Source organism: Streptomyces sp. NPDC047917 (genome assembly GCF_043204345.1).
GTDB classification, from domain to species: Bacteria; Actinomycetota; Actinomycetes; order Streptomycetales; family Streptomycetaceae; genus Streptomyces; species Streptomyces sanglieri.
Genome location: NZ_JBIDCA010000001.1, coordinates 418,053 through 436,451, shown reverse-complemented (window position 1 = coordinate 436,451; position 18,399 = coordinate 418,053). Strand labels below are relative to the sequence as shown.

At 71.9% G+C, this 18,399-nt stretch carries 14 protein-coding genes; 10 read left to right on the top strand and 4 right to left on the bottom strand.

Annotated elements, in window-relative coordinates:
• The first annotated feature begins 79 nt into the window (after positions 1-79).
• Genes ACGF8B_RS01900 through ACGF8B_RS01885 form a run of 4 tightly spaced genes read left to right on the top strand, consistent with a single transcriptional unit; the run spans position 80 to position 3,730 of the window.
• Complete coding sequence (locus tag ACGF8B_RS01900) at positions 80-748, top strand: hypothetical protein (RefSeq protein WP_392733843.1); 669 nt, start codon at positions 80-82, stop codon at positions 746-748.
• The gene (locus ACGF8B_RS01895) at positions 745-1,824 is read left to right on the top strand and encodes a peptidoglycan-binding protein (protein WP_392733841.1); all 1,080 of its coding nucleotides are present in this window, start codon (positions 745-747) and stop codon (positions 1,822-1,824) included. Before ACGF8B_RS01900 ends, ACGF8B_RS01895 begins: the two co-directional genes overlap by 4 nt.
• Positions 1,821-2,540 (top strand): ABC transporter ATP-binding protein, encoded by a 720-nt coding sequence (locus ACGF8B_RS01890; protein WP_392733839.1) that lies wholly within the window; start codon positions 1,821-1,823, stop codon positions 2,538-2,540. Before ACGF8B_RS01895 ends, ACGF8B_RS01890 begins: the two co-directional genes overlap by 4 nt.
• Positions 2,537-3,730 carry an ABC transporter permease gene (locus tag ACGF8B_RS01885; protein ID WP_392733837.1) on the top strand — a complete coding sequence of 398 codons (1,194 nt, stop codon included), beginning with the start codon at positions 2,537-2,539 and terminating at the stop codon, positions 3,728-3,730. The genes ACGF8B_RS01890 and ACGF8B_RS01885 overlap by 4 nt, the downstream gene beginning before the upstream one ends.
• 85 nt (positions 3,731-3,815) lie before the next feature.
• Here the strand turns inward: ACGF8B_RS01885 and aspS are convergent, their stop codons facing one another.
• Positions 3,816-5,633 (bottom strand): aspartate--tRNA ligase, encoded by a 1,818-nt coding sequence (aspS, locus tag ACGF8B_RS01880; protein ID WP_392733835.1) that lies wholly within the window; start codon positions 5,631-5,633, stop codon positions 3,816-3,818.
• A gap of 173 nt (positions 5,634-5,806) precedes the next feature.
• Here aspS and ACGF8B_RS01875 point away from each other — a divergent pair, with 173 nt between their 5' ends.
• The gene (locus tag ACGF8B_RS01875; RefSeq protein WP_392733833.1) at positions 5,807-7,897 is read left to right on the top strand and encodes a SpoIIE family protein phosphatase; all 2,091 of its coding nucleotides are present in this window, start codon (positions 5,807-5,809) and stop codon (positions 7,895-7,897) included.
• A 168-nt stretch (positions 7,898-8,065) separates the two neighbouring features.
• Here ACGF8B_RS01875 and ACGF8B_RS01870 read toward each other — a convergent pair whose 3' ends face one another.
• The 3 genes from ACGF8B_RS01870 to ACGF8B_RS01860 form a co-directional block, all read right to left on the bottom strand.
• Entirely contained in the window at positions 8,066-9,163 is a 1,098-nt protein-coding gene (locus ACGF8B_RS01870) for an AI-2E family transporter (protein ID WP_392733831.1), read from the bottom strand.
• Positions 9,164-9,241: 78 nt separating this feature from the next.
• A complete protein-coding gene (locus ACGF8B_RS01865) occupies positions 9,242-10,198 on the bottom strand; it encodes a pirin family protein (RefSeq protein ID WP_392733830.1) in 957 nt (318 codons plus the stop codon).
• A gap of 166 nt (positions 10,199-10,364) precedes the next feature.
• Complete coding sequence (locus ACGF8B_RS01860) at positions 10,365-10,805, bottom strand: SseB family protein (protein ID WP_072487501.1); 441 nt, start codon at positions 10,803-10,805, stop codon at positions 10,365-10,367.
• Positions 10,806-10,977: 172 nt separating this feature from the next.
• Here ACGF8B_RS01860 and ACGF8B_RS01855 point away from each other — a divergent pair, with 172 nt between their 5' ends.
• From ACGF8B_RS01855 to ACGF8B_RS01835, 5 genes are all read left to right on the top strand, one after another.
• Positions 10,978-12,804, top strand: a complete 1,827-nt coding sequence (locus ACGF8B_RS01855; protein ID WP_392733829.1) for an acyl-CoA dehydrogenase — start codon at positions 10,978-10,980, stop codon at positions 12,802-12,804.
• Between the two features lie 128 nt (positions 12,805-12,932).
• A complete protein-coding gene (locus ACGF8B_RS01850) occupies positions 12,933-13,613 on the top strand; it encodes a hypothetical protein (protein WP_392733828.1) in 681 nt (226 codons plus the stop codon).
• A gap of 60 nt (positions 13,614-13,673) precedes the next feature.
• Entirely contained in the window at positions 13,674-14,972 is a 1,299-nt protein-coding gene (locus ACGF8B_RS01845) for a M18 family aminopeptidase (RefSeq protein ID WP_392733827.1), read from the top strand.
• Positions 14,973-15,074: 102 nt separating this feature from the next.
• The gene (locus tag ACGF8B_RS01840) at positions 15,075-15,296 is read left to right on the top strand and encodes a DUF6458 family protein (RefSeq protein WP_392733825.1); all 222 of its coding nucleotides are present in this window, start codon (positions 15,075-15,077) and stop codon (positions 15,294-15,296) included.
• Positions 15,297-15,416: 120 nt separating this feature from the next.
• A complete protein-coding gene (locus ACGF8B_RS01835) occupies positions 15,417-18,389 on the top strand; it encodes a BTAD domain-containing putative transcriptional regulator (RefSeq protein ID WP_392733823.1) in 2,973 nt (990 codons plus the stop codon).
• Positions 18,390-18,399 lie beyond the last annotated feature (10 nt).

Here is an 18,399-nt window from a genome sequence, read left to right as displayed (position 1 = left end):
GCGCAGGCCGGGGGCATTGTTACGTTCCCATCATGTGGCCATGGAGAGGCCATCATCCGGGGCGGCCAGTGTGCGGCGCATGACCTTTCCCAGGACGAACCCCCGCGGCCCCCGCACCGGCCCCCGCACCACCGCCCGGCTGCGCGTGACCGCCCTCGTGGCCCTGCCCGTGCTCGCCCTCGCCGTCGGCTGCGGCGGGGACGACAGTGCCGTCGGCACCAGGAGCGACGCGGTCGCCGACGTGCCGAGCACGCCGACGGCCGGCACCACGAAGGACGCGGGCGGGCCGAGCGCCCCGCCCGCCGGCAAGAGCGCCTTCTACGACGCCCAGCTGAAGTACGTCCAGTGCATGCGCGTCAAGGGCGGCTACAAGGACTTCCCCGACCCCAAGCTCAGCGGCTACCTCGACTGGGACAAGGTCAACGAGATCGGCTCGCAGCCCGGCCGCAACGAGGGCATCAAGGGCGGCAGGAACGGTGCCTGTGTGCCCGAGCTGCGGGCCGCCATGGACGCCGAGCCCGAACGCGACCAGCAGAAGTCCTACGAGTCGATGCTCGCGCACGCCAAGTGCATGCGGGACAACGGCGTCTCCCGGTTCACCAACCCGACCATGAGCGGCGGCAACGCCCAGCCGGGCGGCGACCCGAACCCGGCGTCCCCGTCCATCGACACCGACTCACCGGCGTACAAGAAGGCCCGCAAGGCGTGCGAGTCGAAGCTGCTCTACGGTCTGGACGGCATGCAGTGAAGCGCCGCGCCACCCTCCTCACGCTCGGTGCGCTGACCCTCGCCGCCGCCGTCACCGGGGGCGTCCTGTTCCTCGGCGAAGGCGACGACGCGGGCGCCTCCGGGCGGGGCGGCGACCTGCCGCCCGCCACCGCGACCGTCGTACGCACCGACCTCGTACGGTCCACGACGGTCGACGGCAGGCTCGACTTCTCGCAGCGCCGCACCGTCAGGTCCGCCGTCGAGGGCACCGTCACGGTGGCCGCCCCCGAGGGCCGGACGGTGGCCATGGGGCAGGCGCTGTACGAACTGAACGACAAGCCCGTCACCCTCCTCTACGGGCCGGTCCCGATGTTCCGTGAGATGAAGGCGGGCGACCGGGGCAGTGACGTGCTCCAGCTGGAACGCAATCTGCGCGACCTGGGGTACGGCTCTCAGCTGTACGTCGACACGCGGTACGACAAGGACACCGAGGCCGCCGTGAAGCAGTGGCAGAAGTCGCTGAACCGCGAGACCACCGGCCGGGTCGGCCGAGGCGACGTCGTCTTCCAGCCCGACCGGGTCAAGGTGGTCTCCGCCGACGCGGCGCTCGCCGACCAGGTCGGCCCGGACGAGCCGGTCCTGACGATCGCCTCCACCCGGCCCGTCGTACGGGCGGAACTGGAACAGAGCGACGGCGCGCTCACCTCGAAGGGCACCAGGGTCGAGGTCACCCTGCCGAGCGGGAAGGCCGTGGCCGGCAAGGTCGCCGGAACCGTGCGCCCCGAGGCGGCAGCCTCCGGGGCCGACGCGGGCGCCCAGGACGGCATCGTCGTCGAGGTCGTCCTGGACGGCGGGGCGAGCGCCGCGGCCGGCGAGGACACCGGGAAGCCGGTGAGCGTGAAGTTCGTCAGCGAGGCGCGCAAGGGGGTCCTCGCGGTCCCCGTCGAGGCGGTCGTCGCGCTGCGCGGCGAGAACGGCGGCTACGGGCTCCAGGTCGTCCGGGGGACCACCTCGCGGATGATCCGGGTGGAGACCGGCATGACCGCCGACGGGCAGATCGAGGTCAGCGGCCCCGAGGTGCGCGAGGGTCTGAAGGTCGGGGCGGCCGCGTCATGACACCGGCCCCGGTGATCGAACTGCGGAACGCCACCAAGTCGTACCCCGGCGGTGTCCACGCCCTGCGCCAAGTGAATCTCACCGTCCAGGAGGGCGAACTGCTCGCCGTCGTCGGCCCGTCCGGCTCCGGCAAGTCCACGATGCTCAACATCATGGGCACCCTCGACAAGCCCACCACGGGCACCGTCGAGGTAGCCGGGTACGACGTGTCCGGGCTCTCCGACTCCCGGCTCTCCGCACTGCGCGCCCGCCACATCGGCTTCGTCTTCCAGCACTTCCACCTGGCGGCGGGACGCGACGCGGTGGACAACGTCGCCGACGGGCTGCTGTACGCGGGCGTGCCGCTGAAGGAGCGGCGCAGGCGTGCCCGGGAGGCACTGGCAGGGGTCGGGCTGGACCACCGCCGCTCGCACACGCCGAACGAGCTGTCCGGCGGTGAGAAGCAGCGGGTGGCCATCGCCCGCGCCCTGGTGGGCAGTCCCCGGCTGCTGCTGGCGGACGAGCCGACCGGGGCGCTGGACACCGCGTCCGGCGAGCTCGTCATGGAGCTGCTGCACGAGCTGAACGCGTCCGGCACCACCGTCTGCGTGATCACCCACGACAACGAGATCGCGGACTCGCTGCCGCGCCGGGTCCGCTTCCGGGACGGCGAGATCGTCTCGGACACGCGCTCCGGGGTGACCTCGGACCCGCGTACGGAAGGGGCCGGTTCATGAAGAACGACCTCAGACCCGCCCGGCTCTCCCCCGGCGACGTCCTCCGTGTCGGCGCGGTCGGCCTGCGCGCCCGTCGCGCGCGCGTGGTGCTCTCGGCGCTCGGCATCGCCATCGGCATCGCGACCATGGTCGCGGTCGTCGGCCTGTCCGAGTCGAGCCGCGCGGATCTCATGGCCCGGCTCGACCGCCTCGGCACCAACCTCCTCACCGCCGAGGCGGGCGAGGACGCCCTGGGGCAGCCGGTCCGGCTGCCGAAGAACGCGGTCGCGATGGTCGAGCGCATCGGCCCGGTGCGGCACGCCACGGCCAGTGCCGACATCGACGCCCGCATCCGCCGCAGCGATGTGGTCCCCGAGGAACGCACCGCCGGCGTCACCGCCCAGGCGGCCCGCACCGACCTGCTGTCCACGCTCGGCGGCCGGGTCGCGAAGGGCGTCTGGCTGAGCCCGGCCGGCGAACGCCTCCCGGTGACGGTGCTCGGCGCGGTGGCGGCGGAGCGCCTGGGCATCACCCGCACCGGCGAGACGATCATGATGAACGACACCCGGGTGGTCGTCGTCGGCATCCTCGAACCGCTCGAACTGGTCCCCAACCTGGACCGGGTGGCCATGGTCGGATTCCCCGCCGCCGAAAGCCACTTCGGCTTCGACGGCCACCCGACCACCGTTTTCGAGCGCTCCACGGACGCCTCGGTCGAGGACGTGAGGGCAGTCCTGGCCCGCACCATCAGCCCCGGCGACGAGGTCGGCATCAAGGTCTCCCGGCCCTCGGACGCGCTGGCCGCGAAGGCCGCCACCGACAAGGGCCTGACCAGTCTGATGCTCGGCCTGGGCGCGGTGGCCCTGCTGGTCGGCGGGGTGGGCGTCGCCAACACCATGGTCATCTCCGTCCTGGAGCGCCGCCAGGAGATCGGGCTACGCCGCTCGCTGGGCGCGACCCGGGGCGCGATCCGGCTCCAGTTCCTGACCGAGTCACTGCTGCTGTCGGCGCTGGGCGGGGCGACGGGCGCGCTGCTGGGCGCGGCGGCGACGTACGGCTTCGCGCGGGTCCAGGGGTGGACTGCGGTGGTCCCGCCCTGGTCGCTGGCGGGCGGCCTGGCCGCCACCCTCCTGATCGGTGTGGTCGCGGGCCTCTATCCGGCGATCCGCGCCTCCCGGCTGCATCCGACGGTGGCCCTGAACGCGACCTGAGGCAGCCTGCCGCAAACGTGAAACATCCCCCGGCCGACCCCGGCCGGGGGATGTTTCACGTGGAACCGAAGCGGGACCGTGGCGCCTACTTCGCGCCGGTGTCCCTCGCCACGGAGTCCTTGGCGTCCGCCTTCTCCTTCACCGTCGCCGCCGGCTTGCGGAGCTGGATGTTCAGCTCGCGCAGCCGGGTCTCGTCCAGCTCCGTCGGGGCACCCATCATCAGGTCCTGGGCGTTGCCGTTGAGCGGGAAGGCGATCGTCTCGCGGATGTTGGGCTCGTCGGCCAGCAGCATCACGATGCGGTCGACGCCCGGGGCGATGCCGCCGTGCGGCGGAGCGCCGAGACGGAAGGCGCGCAGCATGCCCGCGAACTCGTGCTCGACGGTCTCACGGTCGTAACCGGCGATCTCGAAGGCCTTGAGCATCAGCTCGGGCTCGTGGTTACGGATGGCGCCGGAGGACAGCTCGATGCCGTTGCAGACGATGTCGTACTGCCAGGCGAGGATGTCCAGCGGGTCCTTCTCCTCCAGGTCCTTCAGGCCGCCCTGGGGCATCGAGAAGGGGTTGTGGGAGAAGTCGATCTTCCCGGTGTCCTCGTCCTTCTCGTACATCGGGAAGTCGACGATCCAGCAGAACCGGAAGACGCCCTCCTCGAAGTGGCCGGCGCGCTTGGCGGCCTCGACGCGGACGGCGGACATGATCTTGGAGACCTCGTCGAACTCGCCGGCGCCGAAGAAGACCGCGTGGCCCGGCACGAGGGAGAGCCGCTCGGTGAGCGTCTTGATGTCGGTCTCGGTGAGGAACTTGGCGATCGGTCCCGCCAGGGTGCCGTCCTCACCGACCCGGACCCAGGCCAGGCCCTTGGCGCCGTGCTGGACGGCGTAGTCGCCGAGGCCGTCGAAGAACTTCCGGGACTGACCGGCGGTGTCCGGGACCGGGAGGGCACGGACGTGCTTGCCGGCGAACGCCTTGAACTCCGAGTCGGCGAAGACATCGGAGATGTCGACCAGTTCCAGCTTGGCCCGCAGGTCGGGCTTGTCGTTGCCGTACTTCAGCATCGACTCGCGGAACGGGATGCGCGGGAACGGCGAGGTGACGTGGCGGCCGTTGCCGAACTCCTCGAAGAGCTCGGTCATCAGCTTCTCGATCGGCCGGAAGACGTCCTCCTGCTCGACGAACGACATCTCGACGTCGAGCTGGTAGAACTCGCCGGGCGAACGGTCCGCGCGGGCGTCCTCGTCGCGGAAGCACGGCGCGATCTGGAAGTAGCGGTCGAAGCCGGAGATCATCAGCAGCTGCTTGAACTGCTGCGGGGCCTGCGGCAGGGCGTAGAACTTGCCCGGGTTCAGACGCGACGGGACGACGAAGTCACGGGCGCCCTCGGGGGAGGTCGCGGTGAGGATCGGGGTCGCCATCTCGTTGAAGCCGAGGGCCACCATCTTGGCGCGGATCGAGGCGATGACCGCCGAGCGCAGCATGATGTTGCGGTGCATGCGCTCGCGGCGCAGGTCGAGGAAGCGGTACTCCAGGCGCCGCTCCTCGTTGACCCCGTCCTCGGTGTTGATCGTGAAGGGCAGCGGGGCGGCCTCGCCCAGCACCTCGACCTCGGTGACCTCGACCTCGATCTCGCCGGTCGGGAGCTCCGGGTTGACGTTGTCGGCGCCGCGCGCGGAGACCTTGCCGTCGATCCGTACGACGGTCTCCTTGGTGAGCTTCGCCAGCGCCTCGTTGCCGGGAGTGCCGGGGCGGGCGACGAGCTGCACCAGACCGTAGTGGTCGCGCAGATCGATGAAGAGGATGCCGCCCAGGTCTCGGCGATTGTGCAGCCAGCCGCTCAGCCGGACGTCGGTGCCGACGTCAGAGGCGCGGAGCTCGCCGCAGGTGTGGGACCTGTACCGATGCATCGTCGTTCATCCAGTCTTCGCGGTTCGGGGTGGATTCAGCCTCCCCAGGCTACCGCCCGCACCCGCACCGAATCATTGACATTGACATCTCAAGATCATCCGGGGCCCTCCGAGGGGCGGGAGGGCCCGTTCCTCGGTGGCGTTCACGGAGCAAGTCTTCTTAAAGTGGGGCAATGCGCACCGAGGACATCCTGGCCGCGACCGCGACCGGTCTGTGGCGCTGGGACAGCGGATCCGGGACCTTCACGCTCGATGCGGAGGCGGCCCGGCTCCTGGAGCTGCCCGCGGGGGGCGGTGTCTTCCGCGACTCCGCGGTGCGTTCCCGCTTCCACCCCGTCGACTGGAACGAGATCTACGGGGTGGTGAACCTCGCGCTCACCGAGGGCACCCTCGCCGAGGCCCGGCTGCGGATCGTGGACGGGACCGGCCGGGTGCTGCGCACCGTACGCAGCCGCTCCAAGCCGTTCCCGCCCGAGCGGCCGGGCGGGGCGGGCCACGTACTGCTCGGCACCCTCCAGGAGGTCCCGGAGCCGCACCCGGGCGCCACCGGGGCGCCCGCGACCGTCACCGGCGACTGGCGCCGCTCCCGCGAGGCGTTCCTGCTGGACGCGGGCCGGGCACTGGCCGAGGCCCGGTCGACCGAGGAGGTGCTGCGGGTCGCCGCCTCGCTCTCCATGCCGGGGTTCTCGCCGGACGGCCTGGCGGTCTTCGGCATCGCGGGCGAGCGGCTGACGGTCATCGGGCACCACGGGCACAGCGTGGGCGACGAGGACCCGTTCACCGACATGCCGCTGGAGACCGACTACCCGGCCGCCGAGGTGGTGCGGACGGGGCGGGCGATCTATCTGCCGTCGCCCGAGGACTACGGCCGCCGCTACCCGGTGACCTGGCCGCTCGCCAGCCGGTTCGGGCGCCGCTCCTGGGCCTTCCTGCCGCTGATCGTCGCGGGGCGCACCATGGGCGCCTGGATGGCGGGCTTCAAGCACCCGGTGTCGTTCACACCGGACGAGCGGTCCGTGCTGACGACCGTGGCCCGGATGCTGGCGCAGGCGCTGGCCCGGGCCGGGGTCGCCGAGACCGAGCGGGAGCTGTCGCTGGGGCTCCAGCGCTCGATGATGCCGACCCTGGGACCCGACATCCCGGGGATGACGGTCGCCGCCCGCTACATCCCGACCGGCGGCGGACTCCAGGTCGGCGGCGACTGGTACGACATGATCCCGCTCCCCAACGGCCGGATCGCCCTGGTCATCGGTGACGTCCAGGGCCACGACGTGCGGGCCGCCGGGCTGATGGGACAGCTGCGGATCGCCCTGCGCGCGTACGCCGCCGAGGGACACCGCCCGGACGCGGTGCTCTCCCGGGCGTCCCGCTTCCTGTCCGGGCTCACGGACGCGTACGAGGACGGCGAGGAGACCGGACCGCGCTTCGCCACCTGCCTGTACGCGGAGACCGACCCGGAGACCGGCACGCTCGACATCGCACGGGCCGGCCACCCCGACCCCGTGGTGATCACCGCCGACGGGACGGCGATGATCCACCAGGCCGAGGGCGGAATGCCGCTCGGCGTCGAGACGGACGCCGACTATCCGACGAGCCGGCTCACCCTGGAGCCGGGGGAAACGATCATGCTCTGCACGGACGGGCTGATCGAGACCGGCGGCCACGACATGTTCTCCGGCTGGGACCGGCTGCGGCCGGTCCTGGAGCAGCAGACCGCCGACCTGGAGAAGCTCGCCGACGCCCTCGTGCAGGCCGTGCACGGGCCGACGTCGCACTACACGACGGGCCCGCTGGCGGACCGCCGCGAGGACGACATCGCGCTGCTGCTGCTCCGGTGCGACGGAGGGACGCGGCGGCGGCCGGCGCCCCGGCGCACCGCGCTGACCATCGCGCAGGCCGAACCGGAGCGGATCGCGGCGGCCCGGCAGCAGATGCGGGACCTGCTGCACGACTGGGCGGATCCGGAGCAGGTCGACGCGGCGGTGCTGATGATCTCCGAGATGGCCACCAACGTCCTCGTCCACACGGACGGGGACGCGCTGATGCTCGCTCAGGCGACGGGGGAGCACGGCGAGCGGCGGCTGCGCGTGGAGGTGTCCGACGGCAGCGACGAACTCCCGCACAAGCGGCGCCCCGGGGAGATGGCCTCCAGCGGGCGCGGGCTGGTGCTGATGGAGATGCTCGCCGACGCGTGGGGAGTGGACCCGCGCGGGGCGGGGAAGTCGATCTGGTTCGAGCTGTACGAGTCGGGGCCGGAGAGCTGAACCGGGCACCCCTCCACCGGGCGCCCTCCGAAGCCATAGAACCGAACCGGGCGCCCTCCGAGGCCGGAGAGCCGAACCGGGCGCCCTCCGAGGCCGGAGAGCCGAACCGGGCGCCCTCCGAGGCCGGAGAGCCGAACCGGGCGCCCTCCGGGGCCGGAGAGCCGGGTATCAGGCGCCCTCCGGGGCCGGCCCCGGACGCGGCCCTTCCCCGGGCGCCGGCCCCGGCCCCGGCCGGTCACCGCGCAGTTCACCAAGGACGCCGAAGGCCGCCGCGCAGACCGGGACCGCGAGCAGCATGCCCAGCAGACCGGCCACACTGGCGCCCGCGGTGATCGCGATCATGATCATGGCGGGGTGCATCTGCACCGTACGGCTCTGGATCACCGGCTGCAGCACGTGTCCCTCCAGCACCTGCACCGCCAGTACCACCCCCAGCGCCCAGAGCGCGATCACGAACCCCCGGTCGGCGAGCGCCACCAGGACCGCGACCGCGCCCGAGATGAACGCCCCGAGGTAGGGGATGTAGGCCCCGACGAAGACCAGCGCCCCGAGCCCCACCGCGCCGGGGACGCGCAGGATCAGCAGGCCGACGGTGATGCAGACGGCGTCGATCAGCGCGATGAACGTGGTGCCGCGCATGAAGCCCTCGACGGCCTCGAAGGCCCGCCTCCCCATCGCCTCGACCAGGTCCCCGGTACCACGCGGGGCGATCGAGTGGGCGAGGCCCGCGGCCCGGTCGGAGTCACGCAGGAAGAAGAAGGTCAGCAGGAGCGCGAGGACGCTGGTGGCGATGAGCGAGCCGATCAGGCTGAGCCCGGACAGCAGCCCGCCCGCGGCGCTCGCACCGAACTTCTCGACGAGCTTCTGGGCGTTGGCCACCAGGTCGTCCACGCTGGTGTTCCTGCCGATCCCGAAGTGGTCGACGATCCACTGGGCCACGTCCTTCAGGGAGCGGACGATCTGGTCGCCGGTGTCGACGAGCGCGGTGACGACGATGTACCCGGCGCCGCCGACCACCGCGACGAGCAGCACACAGGTGAGCCCCGCGGCGAGCGAGCGCTTCAGTCCCCGGGCGATCAGCCAGCGGTGCACCGGCCCGAGCAGCGCCGTACCGAGCAGCCCGAGCAGCACGGGAGTGACCGCGGTCTTGAGGACGATGCACAGCCAGATGGCGACCGCGGCCACCCCGGTGACGAGGAGGACCACGCCGCACCAGGCGGCGGCACGGCGCGCGCCGTCGGGCAGGAGGGGCTTGTCGGTCTGCACCCTCCCACCCGATCACGGCGCGGGGGCCGTGTCCCGCCTGCGGATCCGTACGGGTGACGGTCCGTCAAGCGGCGGCGGTCACATCCCGTGGACCGCGGGCACGGTGCCGAGGCGGCCGGCCTGGAAGTCCTCGAAGGCCTGCTTCAGTTCGGCCTGGCTGTTCATCACGAACGGCCCGTAGTGCGCCATCGGCTCCCGGATCGGACGGCCGCCGAGCAGCACGACCTCCAGGTCCGGGGTGTTGCCGTCCTGCTTCTCGTCCGCGCGGACGGTCAGCGAGGAACCGGACCCGAAGACCGCGGTCTGCCCCATGTGGACGGGGCGGCGCTCCGCACCGACGCTGCCGCGGCCGGCCAGCACGTACGCGAGTCCGTTGAAGTCCTCGCGCCACGGCAGGGTCACCTCGGCGCCGGGGCGCACCGTGGCGTGGATCATCGTGATCGGGGTGTGCGTGATGCCGGGGCCCTGGTGCCCGTCGAGCTCACCGGCGATGACGCGGAGCAGCGCGCCGCCGTCCGGGGAGGCGAGGAGCTGGACCTGGCCGCCGCGGATGTCCTGGTAGCGGGGGTCCATCATCTTGTCGGCCTTGGGCAGGTTCACCCAGAGCTGGAGGCCGTGGAAGAGGCCGCCCGACATCACCAGGGACTCCGGCGGGGCCTCGATGTGCAGCAGCCCGGAACCGGCGGTCATCCACTGGGTGTCGCCGTTCTGGATGGTGCCGCCACCGCCGTTGGAGTCCTGGTGGACGAAGGTTCCGTCGATCAGGTACGTGACGGTCTCGAAGCCGCGGTGCGGGTGCCAGGGGGTGCCCTTCGGCTCGCCGGCCGCGTACTCCACCTCGCCCATCTGGTCCATCATGATGAACGGGTCGAGGTGCTTGTAGTTGATCCCGGCGAACGCACGGCGCACCGGGAAGCCCTCGCCCTCGAATCCGCTCGGCGCCGTGGTGACGGCGAGCACGGGGCGGGCCGCCGCGTCGCCGGATGCGGCGACCTTGGGCAGGGTCAGCGGGTTTTCGACAGTCACTGCGGGCATGGGAGCCACCTCCGGGATCGTCCTGCCTTCAATTTAGTTGAATGGTGAACATCTTGCAAGGCTCACTTCATTCCCCCCGCGTTTCCCACCCGTCCGGAGCAGCGGAAGAGGGCAGCACAAAGGGCCCGCACCGAGCGGTGCGGGCCCTTCCCGAACGATTCCGGCGTCAGCCGTACATGCGGCGCATCGCGAAGTCGACCATCTGCTCCACGGCCTTCGCGTCGAAGACCATGCGGTGCTCACCCTCCATGTCGAGGACGAAGCCGTAGCCGGTCGGCAGCAGGTCGATCACCTCGGCCCCGGTGATCACGAAGTACTTGGACTCCTTGCCCGCGTACAGCCGCAGTTCCTTGAGCGTGGTGAACATCGGGATCACCGGCTGCTGGGTGTTGTGCAGCGCCAGGAAGCCGGGATTGTCGCCACGCGGGCAGTAGACCTTCGACGTCGCGAAGATCTGCTGGAAGTCCTCGGCGGACAGCGAGCCGGTGGTGAAGGCCCGCACCGCGTCGCCCAGGGACGGCGGCGAGGGCTCGGGATACAGCGGCTGCTCGCCGTAGCCGCCACCCATCTGCTGCTGTGCACCCGGGTTCTGGTCGTAGCCGTACATACCGCAAAGAGTAATCGGACACATCCGGGCCTTGAGGGGTTGCGTCTTATTACTGACGGGTAGCATCATCGTAGAGGTCAGCTGATATACGCACCGCCAGCTCGTCGCCCACCCGGCCCACACCCCATCCCCGGGGCGTTGCGCGCCACTGCTATTGATTACGGAGCCTTCCATGGGGCACTACAAGTCGAATCTCCGCGACATCGAGTTCAACCTCTTCGAGGTCCTCGGGCGCGACAAGACGTACGGCACCGGCCCGTTCGCCGAGATGGACGTCGAGACGGCGAAGAGCATCCTCGACGAGGTCAACCGCCTCGCGGAGAACGAGCTGGCCGACTCCTACGCGGACGCCGACCGCAATCCGCCGGTCTTCGACCCGGAGACCAGCACCGCGCCGGTCCCGGCGACCTTCAAGAAGTCGTACCAGGCGTTCATGGACTCCGAGTACTGGCGTCTGGGCCTGCCCGAGGAGATCGGCGGCACCACCTCGCCGCGCTCCCTGATCTGGGGCTACGCGGAGCTGCTGCTCGGCGCGAACCCGGCCGTGTGGATGTACTCCTCCGGCCCGGCGTTCGCCGGCATCCTCTTCGAGGAGGGCAACGAGGCGCAGAAGAAGATCGCCGAGATCGCCGTCGAGAAGCAGTGGGGCTCGACGATGGTGCTGACCGAGCCGGACGCCGGTTCGGATGTCGGCGCGGGCCGCACGAAGGCCGTCGAGCAGGAGGACGGCTCCTGGCACATCGAGGGTGTGAAGCGCTTCATCACCTCGGGCGAGCACGACATGTCCGAGAACATCCTCCACTACGTGCTGGCCCGCCCCGAGGGCGCCGGCCCCGGCACGAAGGGCCTCTCGCTCTTCATGGTCCCGAAGTTCCACTTCGACTGGACCACCGGCGAGCTGGGCGAGCGCAACGGCGTGTACGCGACCAACGTCGAGCACAAGATGGGCCTCAAGGCCTCCAACACCTGCGAGATGACCTTCGGCGACCAGCACCCCGCCAAGGGCTGGCTGATCGGCGACAAGCACGACGGCATCCGCCAGATGTTCCGCATCATCGAGTTCGCCCGCATGATGGTCGGCACGAAGGCCATCGCCACCCTGTCGACCGGCTACCTGAACGCGCTGGAGTACGCCAAGGAGCGCGTCCAGGGCACGGACCTGTCGCAGTTCATGGACAAGACCGCCCCCAAGGTCACCATCACGCACCACCCCGACGTGCGCCGCTCGCTCATGACGCAGAAGGCGTACGCGGAGGGCATGCGCTCCCTGGTCCTGTACACCGCCTCCGTCCAGGACGCGATCCAGGAGAAGGAGGCCGCGGGCGAGGACGCGAAGGCGCTGCACGGCCTCAACGACCTGCTGCTCCCGATCGTGAAGGGCTACGGCTCCGAGAAGTCCTACGAGCAGCTGGCCCAGTCGCTCCAGACCTTCGGCGGCTCCGGGTACCTCCAGGAGTACCCGATCGAGCAGTACATCCGTGACGCCAAGATCGACACGCTGTACGAGGGCACCACGGCGATCCAGGGCCAGGACTTCTTCTTCCGGAAGATCGTCCGCGACCAGGGCGCCTCGCTGAACGCCCTCTCCGAGGAGATCAAGAAGTTCCTCGCCGGCGCCCAGGGCAACGAGGAGCTGGCCGGTGCGCTGGACTCGCTCGCCAAGGCGGCCGTGGACCTGGAGGCGATCGTCGGCACGATGATCACCGACCTCACCGCGACCGGCGAGGACGTCAAGAACATCTACAAGGTGGGTCTCAACACCACCCGCCTGCTGATGGCCTCCGGCGATGTCGTCGTCGGCTACCTGCTGCTCAAGGGCGCGGCCGTCGCGGCGGAGAAGCTGCCGACCGCGACCGCGAAGGACGTCGCCTTCTACCAGGGCAAGATCGCCGCCGCGAAGTTCTTCGCCGCGAACGTCCTGCCGGGCGTCTCGGCCGAGCGCGCGCTCGCCGAGTCCGTCGACAACTCGCTGATGGAGCTGGACGAGGCCGCGTTCTAGCCTTCCCCCACGCATCGAAGGAACCGCCGCCCGGAGTCGCTCCGGGCGGCGGTTCCGCAGTATCGGGCGCCGTCGAGCGGGCCGCTCTAGGATCGGACGTCCGATGACCGGAGGGGGCGGGTTCACTCATGGGTGACAAGGGTTTCGTGGGTACGCGCGCGGTGCGGGGGCGGCTCGTGGCGGTCGGGGCGGTGGCGCTGCTGCTGGCGGGCTGCGGGGGCGGGGGCGGTGATGCCGAAGCGGCCGCGCTCGACAAGGGGCAGGTCGCCTCGGTGCTGCCGGACGCGAAGGCCGTGCCGGGCTGGCGCAACTACGTGAAGCCGGAGGCCCAGAAGCCGGTGCCCGACTACCCGCCGACGGTCTGCGTGGCCAGGACGAAGAAGCAGCGGGACACGGCCTGCGCCCCGGTCACGTCCTGGGGCGCCTCGGCCTTCGTGCGCAAGGCGGACGCGACCACACTCAACTTCTGGGCCCTCGCCTACAAGGACGAGAAGGCCGCGGACGCCGCGTACGACGTCCTGATCGAGTGGTACGGCGGGGACCGGGTCGGCCAGAACGCCGAGAAGGTGGAGATCGGCAGCCCCGGCGCCGAGCGCGAGGCCAACCGCGCGGCGGTCGGCACCATGGCCGGACCGGCCACGATCACGCAGATCCGGGTCGGCACGACCGTCCTCGGCATCAGCACCGGCACCACGGGCAGGGCGGTCGTCCCCGACAAGGAGGTCGAGTCGTTCGCGGCCATGTTCGCCGAGCGGGCGCAGCAGGCCCAGAACGGCGAGAAGCCCTCGGCTGCCCTGCCGGCGAGCTGAGCGCACGGACCGGCCGACGGCGGTGAAGGTGTCCGGTCCGGTCTCGTTACAGTGAGGAACATGAGTTCCTCCCTCCGCTTCGACCGCGGGCACACCGACGATCTGATGGCCTTCCTGATGGCCTCCCCTTCCCCGTACCACGCCGTGGCCACCGCGGCCGCCCGGCTGGAGAAGGCCGGATTCCGGCAGGTCGAGGAGACCGCGGCCTGGGACGGGACCAGCGGCGGGAAGTACGTCCTGCGCGGCGGTGCGATCGTGGCCTGGTACGTGCCGGAGGGCGCCTCGGCGCACACCCCGTTCCGGATCGTCGGTGCGCACACCGACTCGCCGAACCTGCGGGTCAAGCCGCTGCCCGACACCGGGGCGTACGGCTGGCGGCAGGTCGCTGTGGAGATCTACGGCGGGACTCTTCTCAACACCTGGCTCGACCGGGACCTCGGTCTCGCCGGCCGGATCTCGCTGCGCGACGGCACGCACCGGCTGGTGAACATCGACCGGCCGCTGCTGCGCGTGCCCCAGCTGGCCGTGCACCTGGACCGGTCGGCCAACCCCGACGGTCTCAAGCTCGACCGGCAGAAGCACATGCAGCCGATCTGGGGGCTCGGGGACGTCGAGGAGGGCGACCTGATCCGGTTCGTCGCCGAGGAGGCGGGCGTCGACGCCGAGGACGTGACCGGCTGGGACCTGATGCCGCACGCCGTCGAGCCGCCCGCCTACCTGGGCCGGGACCGCGAGCTGCTGGCCGGGCCCCGGATGGACAACCTGCTCTCCGTGCACGCGGCGACCGCCGCGCTCGCCGCCGTCGCCGGACAGCCGGACGCCGAGCTTCCGTACATCCCCGTCATGGCCGCCTTCGACCACGAGGAGAACGGCTCGCAGTCCGACACCGGCGCCGACGGACCGCTGCTCGGCACGGTCCTGGAGCGCTCCGTCCTCGCCCGGGGCGGCACGTACGAGGACCGCGCGCGGGCCTTCGCCGGGACCATCTGCCTCTCCTCCGACACCGGTCACGCGGTCCACCCCAACTACGCCGAGCGCCACGACCCGACCCACCACCCGGTGGCCAACGGCGGACCGATCCTCAAGGTCAACGTCAACATGCGGTACGCGACCGACGGCAGCGGCCGGGCCGTGTTCGCGGAGGCGTGCCGGAAGGCGGACGTGCCGTGGCAGACGTTCGTCTCCAACAACTCGATGCCGTGCGGCACCACGATCGGCCCGATCACCGCCGCCCGGCACGGCATCCAGACCGTGGACATCGGCGTCGCGATCCTGTCGATGCACAGCGCCCGTGAGCTGTGCGGGGCGGACGACCCGTACCTGCTGGCCAACGCACTGGTGTCGTTCCTGGCGGGCTGAGCCGCCGCGCCCCGGCCGTCCCCCGGGCATGGTCGTCGCCGGGCCGGGTACGCGATCCGTACACCGGCCCGGAGCCGCCGGGCCGTCGAGGAGGCGGGATTCATGGGACTCGGAGGATGCATCATCCTCATCGGAGCCGGGGCGATACTGGCCTTCGCCACCGACTGGAAAATGGACACCGTCAACGTCGACCTGGTCGGCTGGATCATGATGATCGTCGGCATCATCGGGGTCATCGTCTACTCAAGCATCGCGCGGCGCCGCCGGATGCTCGTACCGCCCAGCACCACGGTCGTGTCCGAGGACGAGCGCCGCTACCCCTGACCCGCGGCGTCCGCCGGGTCGCGACCGGCGTGACCCGTCGTCGGCTCCACGGCACCCCCGATATCCTGGGACTTTCCCGTGCCCGACTCCGGGCGCATCCTGCCCGGAAGGGAAGCCCCCGTGGAGTTCCGGCTGCTCGGCACCGTCTCCGTCGACACGTTCACCGGGCCGCTGCCGCTCGGTCCCGCCAAGCGCCGCAGCCTGCTCGCCGCGCTGTTGCTGTCAGCCAACACCCCCGTCACCATCGCGAGGCTGACGGACTCCCTGTGGGACGACACACCACCGCTGCACGCCCGCAGCGTCATCCAGGGCCATGTGTCCCGGCTGCGCGCCCTGCTGGTGGGCGCGGACGCGGAGGCGTACGGGGTGGAGCTGGTCACGCTCGGCGACGCGTATGTGCTGCGGCTGCCGGAGACCCTGCTGGACTCGCAGCGGTTCGAGGAACTGCTGATGCTGGCGCGGGGGCAGCGCAGCCCCGCCGACGCGGTGCTGATGCTCAAGGAGGCGCTGTCCCTGTGGCAGGGCCCGGCGCTCAGCGGCGCGTTCGCCGGACGGCCGCTCCAGGCCGCCGCGCACTCCCTGGAGGAGTCGCGGCTGGCGACGGTCGAGCAGCTGGCGCGCGCCTACGCGGAGCTGGGGGAGCACAACCGGGCGGCGGCGGTGCTGCGTGCGGAGGCCGTCGCGCACCCGATGCGGGAGTCGCTGGCGGCGGCGCTGATGACGGCGCTGTACCGGGCGGGGCGCCAGTCGGAGGCGCTGGACTGGTTCCACCGCACGCGCCGGCTGCTCGCCGATGAGCTGGGCATCGACCCGGGACACGAACTCGCCGACGCGTACGCGCTGATCCTGCGCGGCGACCCCGGGCCGGACACCGGCCGGAACGCGCCCGACGGGCACCGGCCTGCGGCACGCGGCCCGGTCCGGGCCGGCGGAAGCGGTGGCAGTGGCGGCCCCGATGGCCCGGGCGGCAACGGCAACAACACCGGGCCCGGGCCCGCGGCCCGTCCGGCGGCGGACCGGCGGACCGGACCGGACGGCGGGACCGCGGCCGGACCGGGAGACCGGCCGGCCGAGCAGCCCGGCGCCAGGAGCGGCGGTACGGCACGGGGTGCGGCCGACGGCCCCGGCCCCGCGCCGGGCCGCCCGCTCCCGGTGCCGTCCCTCGCGGGTGAGCCGCACCCCACCGATCTGCTGCCCCGCGCACCCCGCGGCTTCCAGGGGCGGACCGCCGAGCTGGCCGCGCTGACCCGGGCCGCGGCGGGCGAGGCACCCGTGTGCCTGGTCACCGGACCGGCCGGGGTGGGCAAGACCGCGCTGGCCCTCCAGTGGGCGCACCGCAATCAGGCCGCCTTCCCGGACGGACGGCTCTTCGCCGATCTGCGCGGGTTCAGCGACACCGGCGAGCCCGCGCTCATCGAGGTGCTGCGCGAGTTCCTGCTGTCGCTCGGCGTCGCACCCCGCCGCGTCCCGGAGTCCGTCGCGGCCGCGGCCGCGCTCTTCCGCTCGCTGACCGACCGGCGCCGGCTGCTCGTCGTGCTCGACAACGCCCGGCACTCCGCCATCATCCGGCCGCTGCTGCCGGGCGGCACCGACTGCGTCACGCTGGTCACCAGCCGCCACCGGCTGGAGGGCCTCATCGCCTCGGACGCGGCCCGCCCCGTACCGCTGGACGTGCTCGAACCGCCGGACAGCACGGCCCTGCTGGCCGGTGTGCTCGGTGAGGACCGGGTACTCGCGGAGCCGGTCGCGGCCCGTCGGCTCGCCGAACTCTGCGGCGGGCTGCCGCTCGCGCTGCGGGTCACCGCGGCCCGGCTGGCCGGGCGGCCGACGTGGACGCTGGCCGGTCTCGCCGACGAGCTGGCCGACGAGCGCAGCCGGCTGACGTTCCTCGACGTGGACGACACCGGTGTCTCGGCCGCCCTGCGGCTGACCGTGCAGCAGTTGCCGCAGGACGCCGTCCACCAGCTGGCCCGACTGGGCCACCACCCCGGCAGCCACTTCGACCCGTACACGGCGGCCGCACTGGCCGGTACCGACCCGGTCGTCGCCACGGCGGCGCTGGAGCGGCTCGCCGCCGCCCATCTCGTCACCGAGACGGGCCCCGGACGCTGGATATTGCACGACCTGGTGCGCCTCTACGCCCGCGGCATGGCCCCCGAGGGCGGCCCCGAAGCGCTCATCGGGGTGCTCGACCACTACATCGCCACCGCGCTCGCCGCCGCCGACACGGCCGAGCCCGGCGGCGAACCCTGCTTCGTCCTGCCGGAGGACTACCACCGCCCCGTCGCCGTACGGGACTTCGTGGACCGGCCGGCGGCCATGCACTGGCTGGCGACCGAACGCGACGACCTCGCGCTGGCCGCCGTGGCGGCCCGTACCGCCGGGTTCCACGACCGGGCGTGGCGGATCATCCTGCTCCAGTGGCCCCAGGTGGTGTGGCGGGTGCGGGACAGCTGGTCCCCGCTGCTGGAACTGGCGCTGGACTCCGCCCGCGCCCGCGCCGACGCGTACGCCGAGTCGCGGGTGCTCAACCTGCTGGGCTGGGTGCTGACCGAGGAGGGCCGGACCGCCGAGGCCGTCGCCCTGCTGGAGCGCTCGCCGGCGCTGGCCCGGCAGGCGGGCGACCGGCTCGGCGAGGCGACCGCGCTGATCAACCTCGCCGTGGTCCAGGCCGAGCAGGGGGAACTCGACACGGCGCTGGAGGACTGCGGGCGCGCCGTCGGACTGGCCCGAAAGGAGCGGGACGCGCACACCGAGATGCTGGCGCTCCAGCACCTCGCGCGGATGCAGCTCACCGCGAACCGGCCGCACGAGGCCCTCGAATCCGTCCGGACCGCACTCGACCTGGGGCCCGAGCACGAGGAGATCGCCCGCAGGGTCCTGCTCCTGACCATCAGCGGCGAGGCCCGGCTGTCGCTCGGCGAGGAGGACGAGGGCATCCGGCTGCTGGACCTGGCGGCCGGGGAGGCGGAGAACTCCGGCTACGACGAGGGCGCGGTGCGGGCCCTCCAGGCACTGCTGCGGGTGACGGCGGAGCCGGAGTACCTCAAGCGGTACGAACAGGCGGTCCGCCGGCTCACCGAGGACGGCTGAGCCCGCCCGG

What these genes read in the sequence shown, in the direction of transcription:
- ACGF8B_RS01845 (WP_392733827.1), top strand. Translation starts at nt 13,674, where the DNA reads ATGAGTTCCTCCCTCCGCTTCGACCGCGGGCACACCGACGATCTGATG.
- ACGF8B_RS01855 (WP_392733829.1), top strand. Translation starts at nt 10,978, where the DNA reads ATGGGGCACTACAAGTCGAATCTCCGCGACATCGAGTTCAACCTCTTC.
- ACGF8B_RS01885 (WP_392733837.1), top strand. Translation starts at nt 2,537, where the DNA reads ATGAAGAACGACCTCAGACCCGCCCGGCTCTCCCCCGGCGACGTCCTC.
- ACGF8B_RS01875 (WP_392733833.1), top strand. Translation starts at nt 5,807, where the DNA reads ATGCGCACCGAGGACATCCTGGCCGCGACCGCGACCGGTCTGTGGCGC.
- ACGF8B_RS01850 (WP_392733828.1), top strand. Translation starts at nt 12,933, where the DNA reads ATGGGTGACAAGGGTTTCGTGGGTACGCGCGCGGTGCGGGGGCGGCTC.
- ACGF8B_RS01860 (WP_072487501.1), bottom strand. Translation starts at nt 10,805, where the DNA reads ATGTACGGCTACGACCAGAACCCGGGTGCACAGCAGCAGATGGGTGGC.
- ACGF8B_RS01900 (WP_392733843.1), top strand. Translation starts at nt 80, where the DNA reads ATGACCTTTCCCAGGACGAACCCCCGCGGCCCCCGCACCGGCCCCCGC.
- ACGF8B_RS01840 (WP_392733825.1), top strand. Translation starts at nt 15,075, where the DNA reads ATGGGACTCGGAGGATGCATCATCCTCATCGGAGCCGGGGCGATACTG.
- ACGF8B_RS01865 (WP_392733830.1), bottom strand. Translation starts at nt 10,198, where the DNA reads ATGCCCGCAGTGACTGTCGAAAACCCGCTGACCCTGCCCAAGGTCGCC.
- aspS (WP_392733835.1), bottom strand. Translation starts at nt 5,633, where the DNA reads ATGCATCGGTACAGGTCCCACACCTGCGGCGAGCTCCGCGCCTCTGAC.
- ACGF8B_RS01890 (WP_392733839.1), top strand. Translation starts at nt 1,821, where the DNA reads ATGACACCGGCCCCGGTGATCGAACTGCGGAACGCCACCAAGTCGTAC.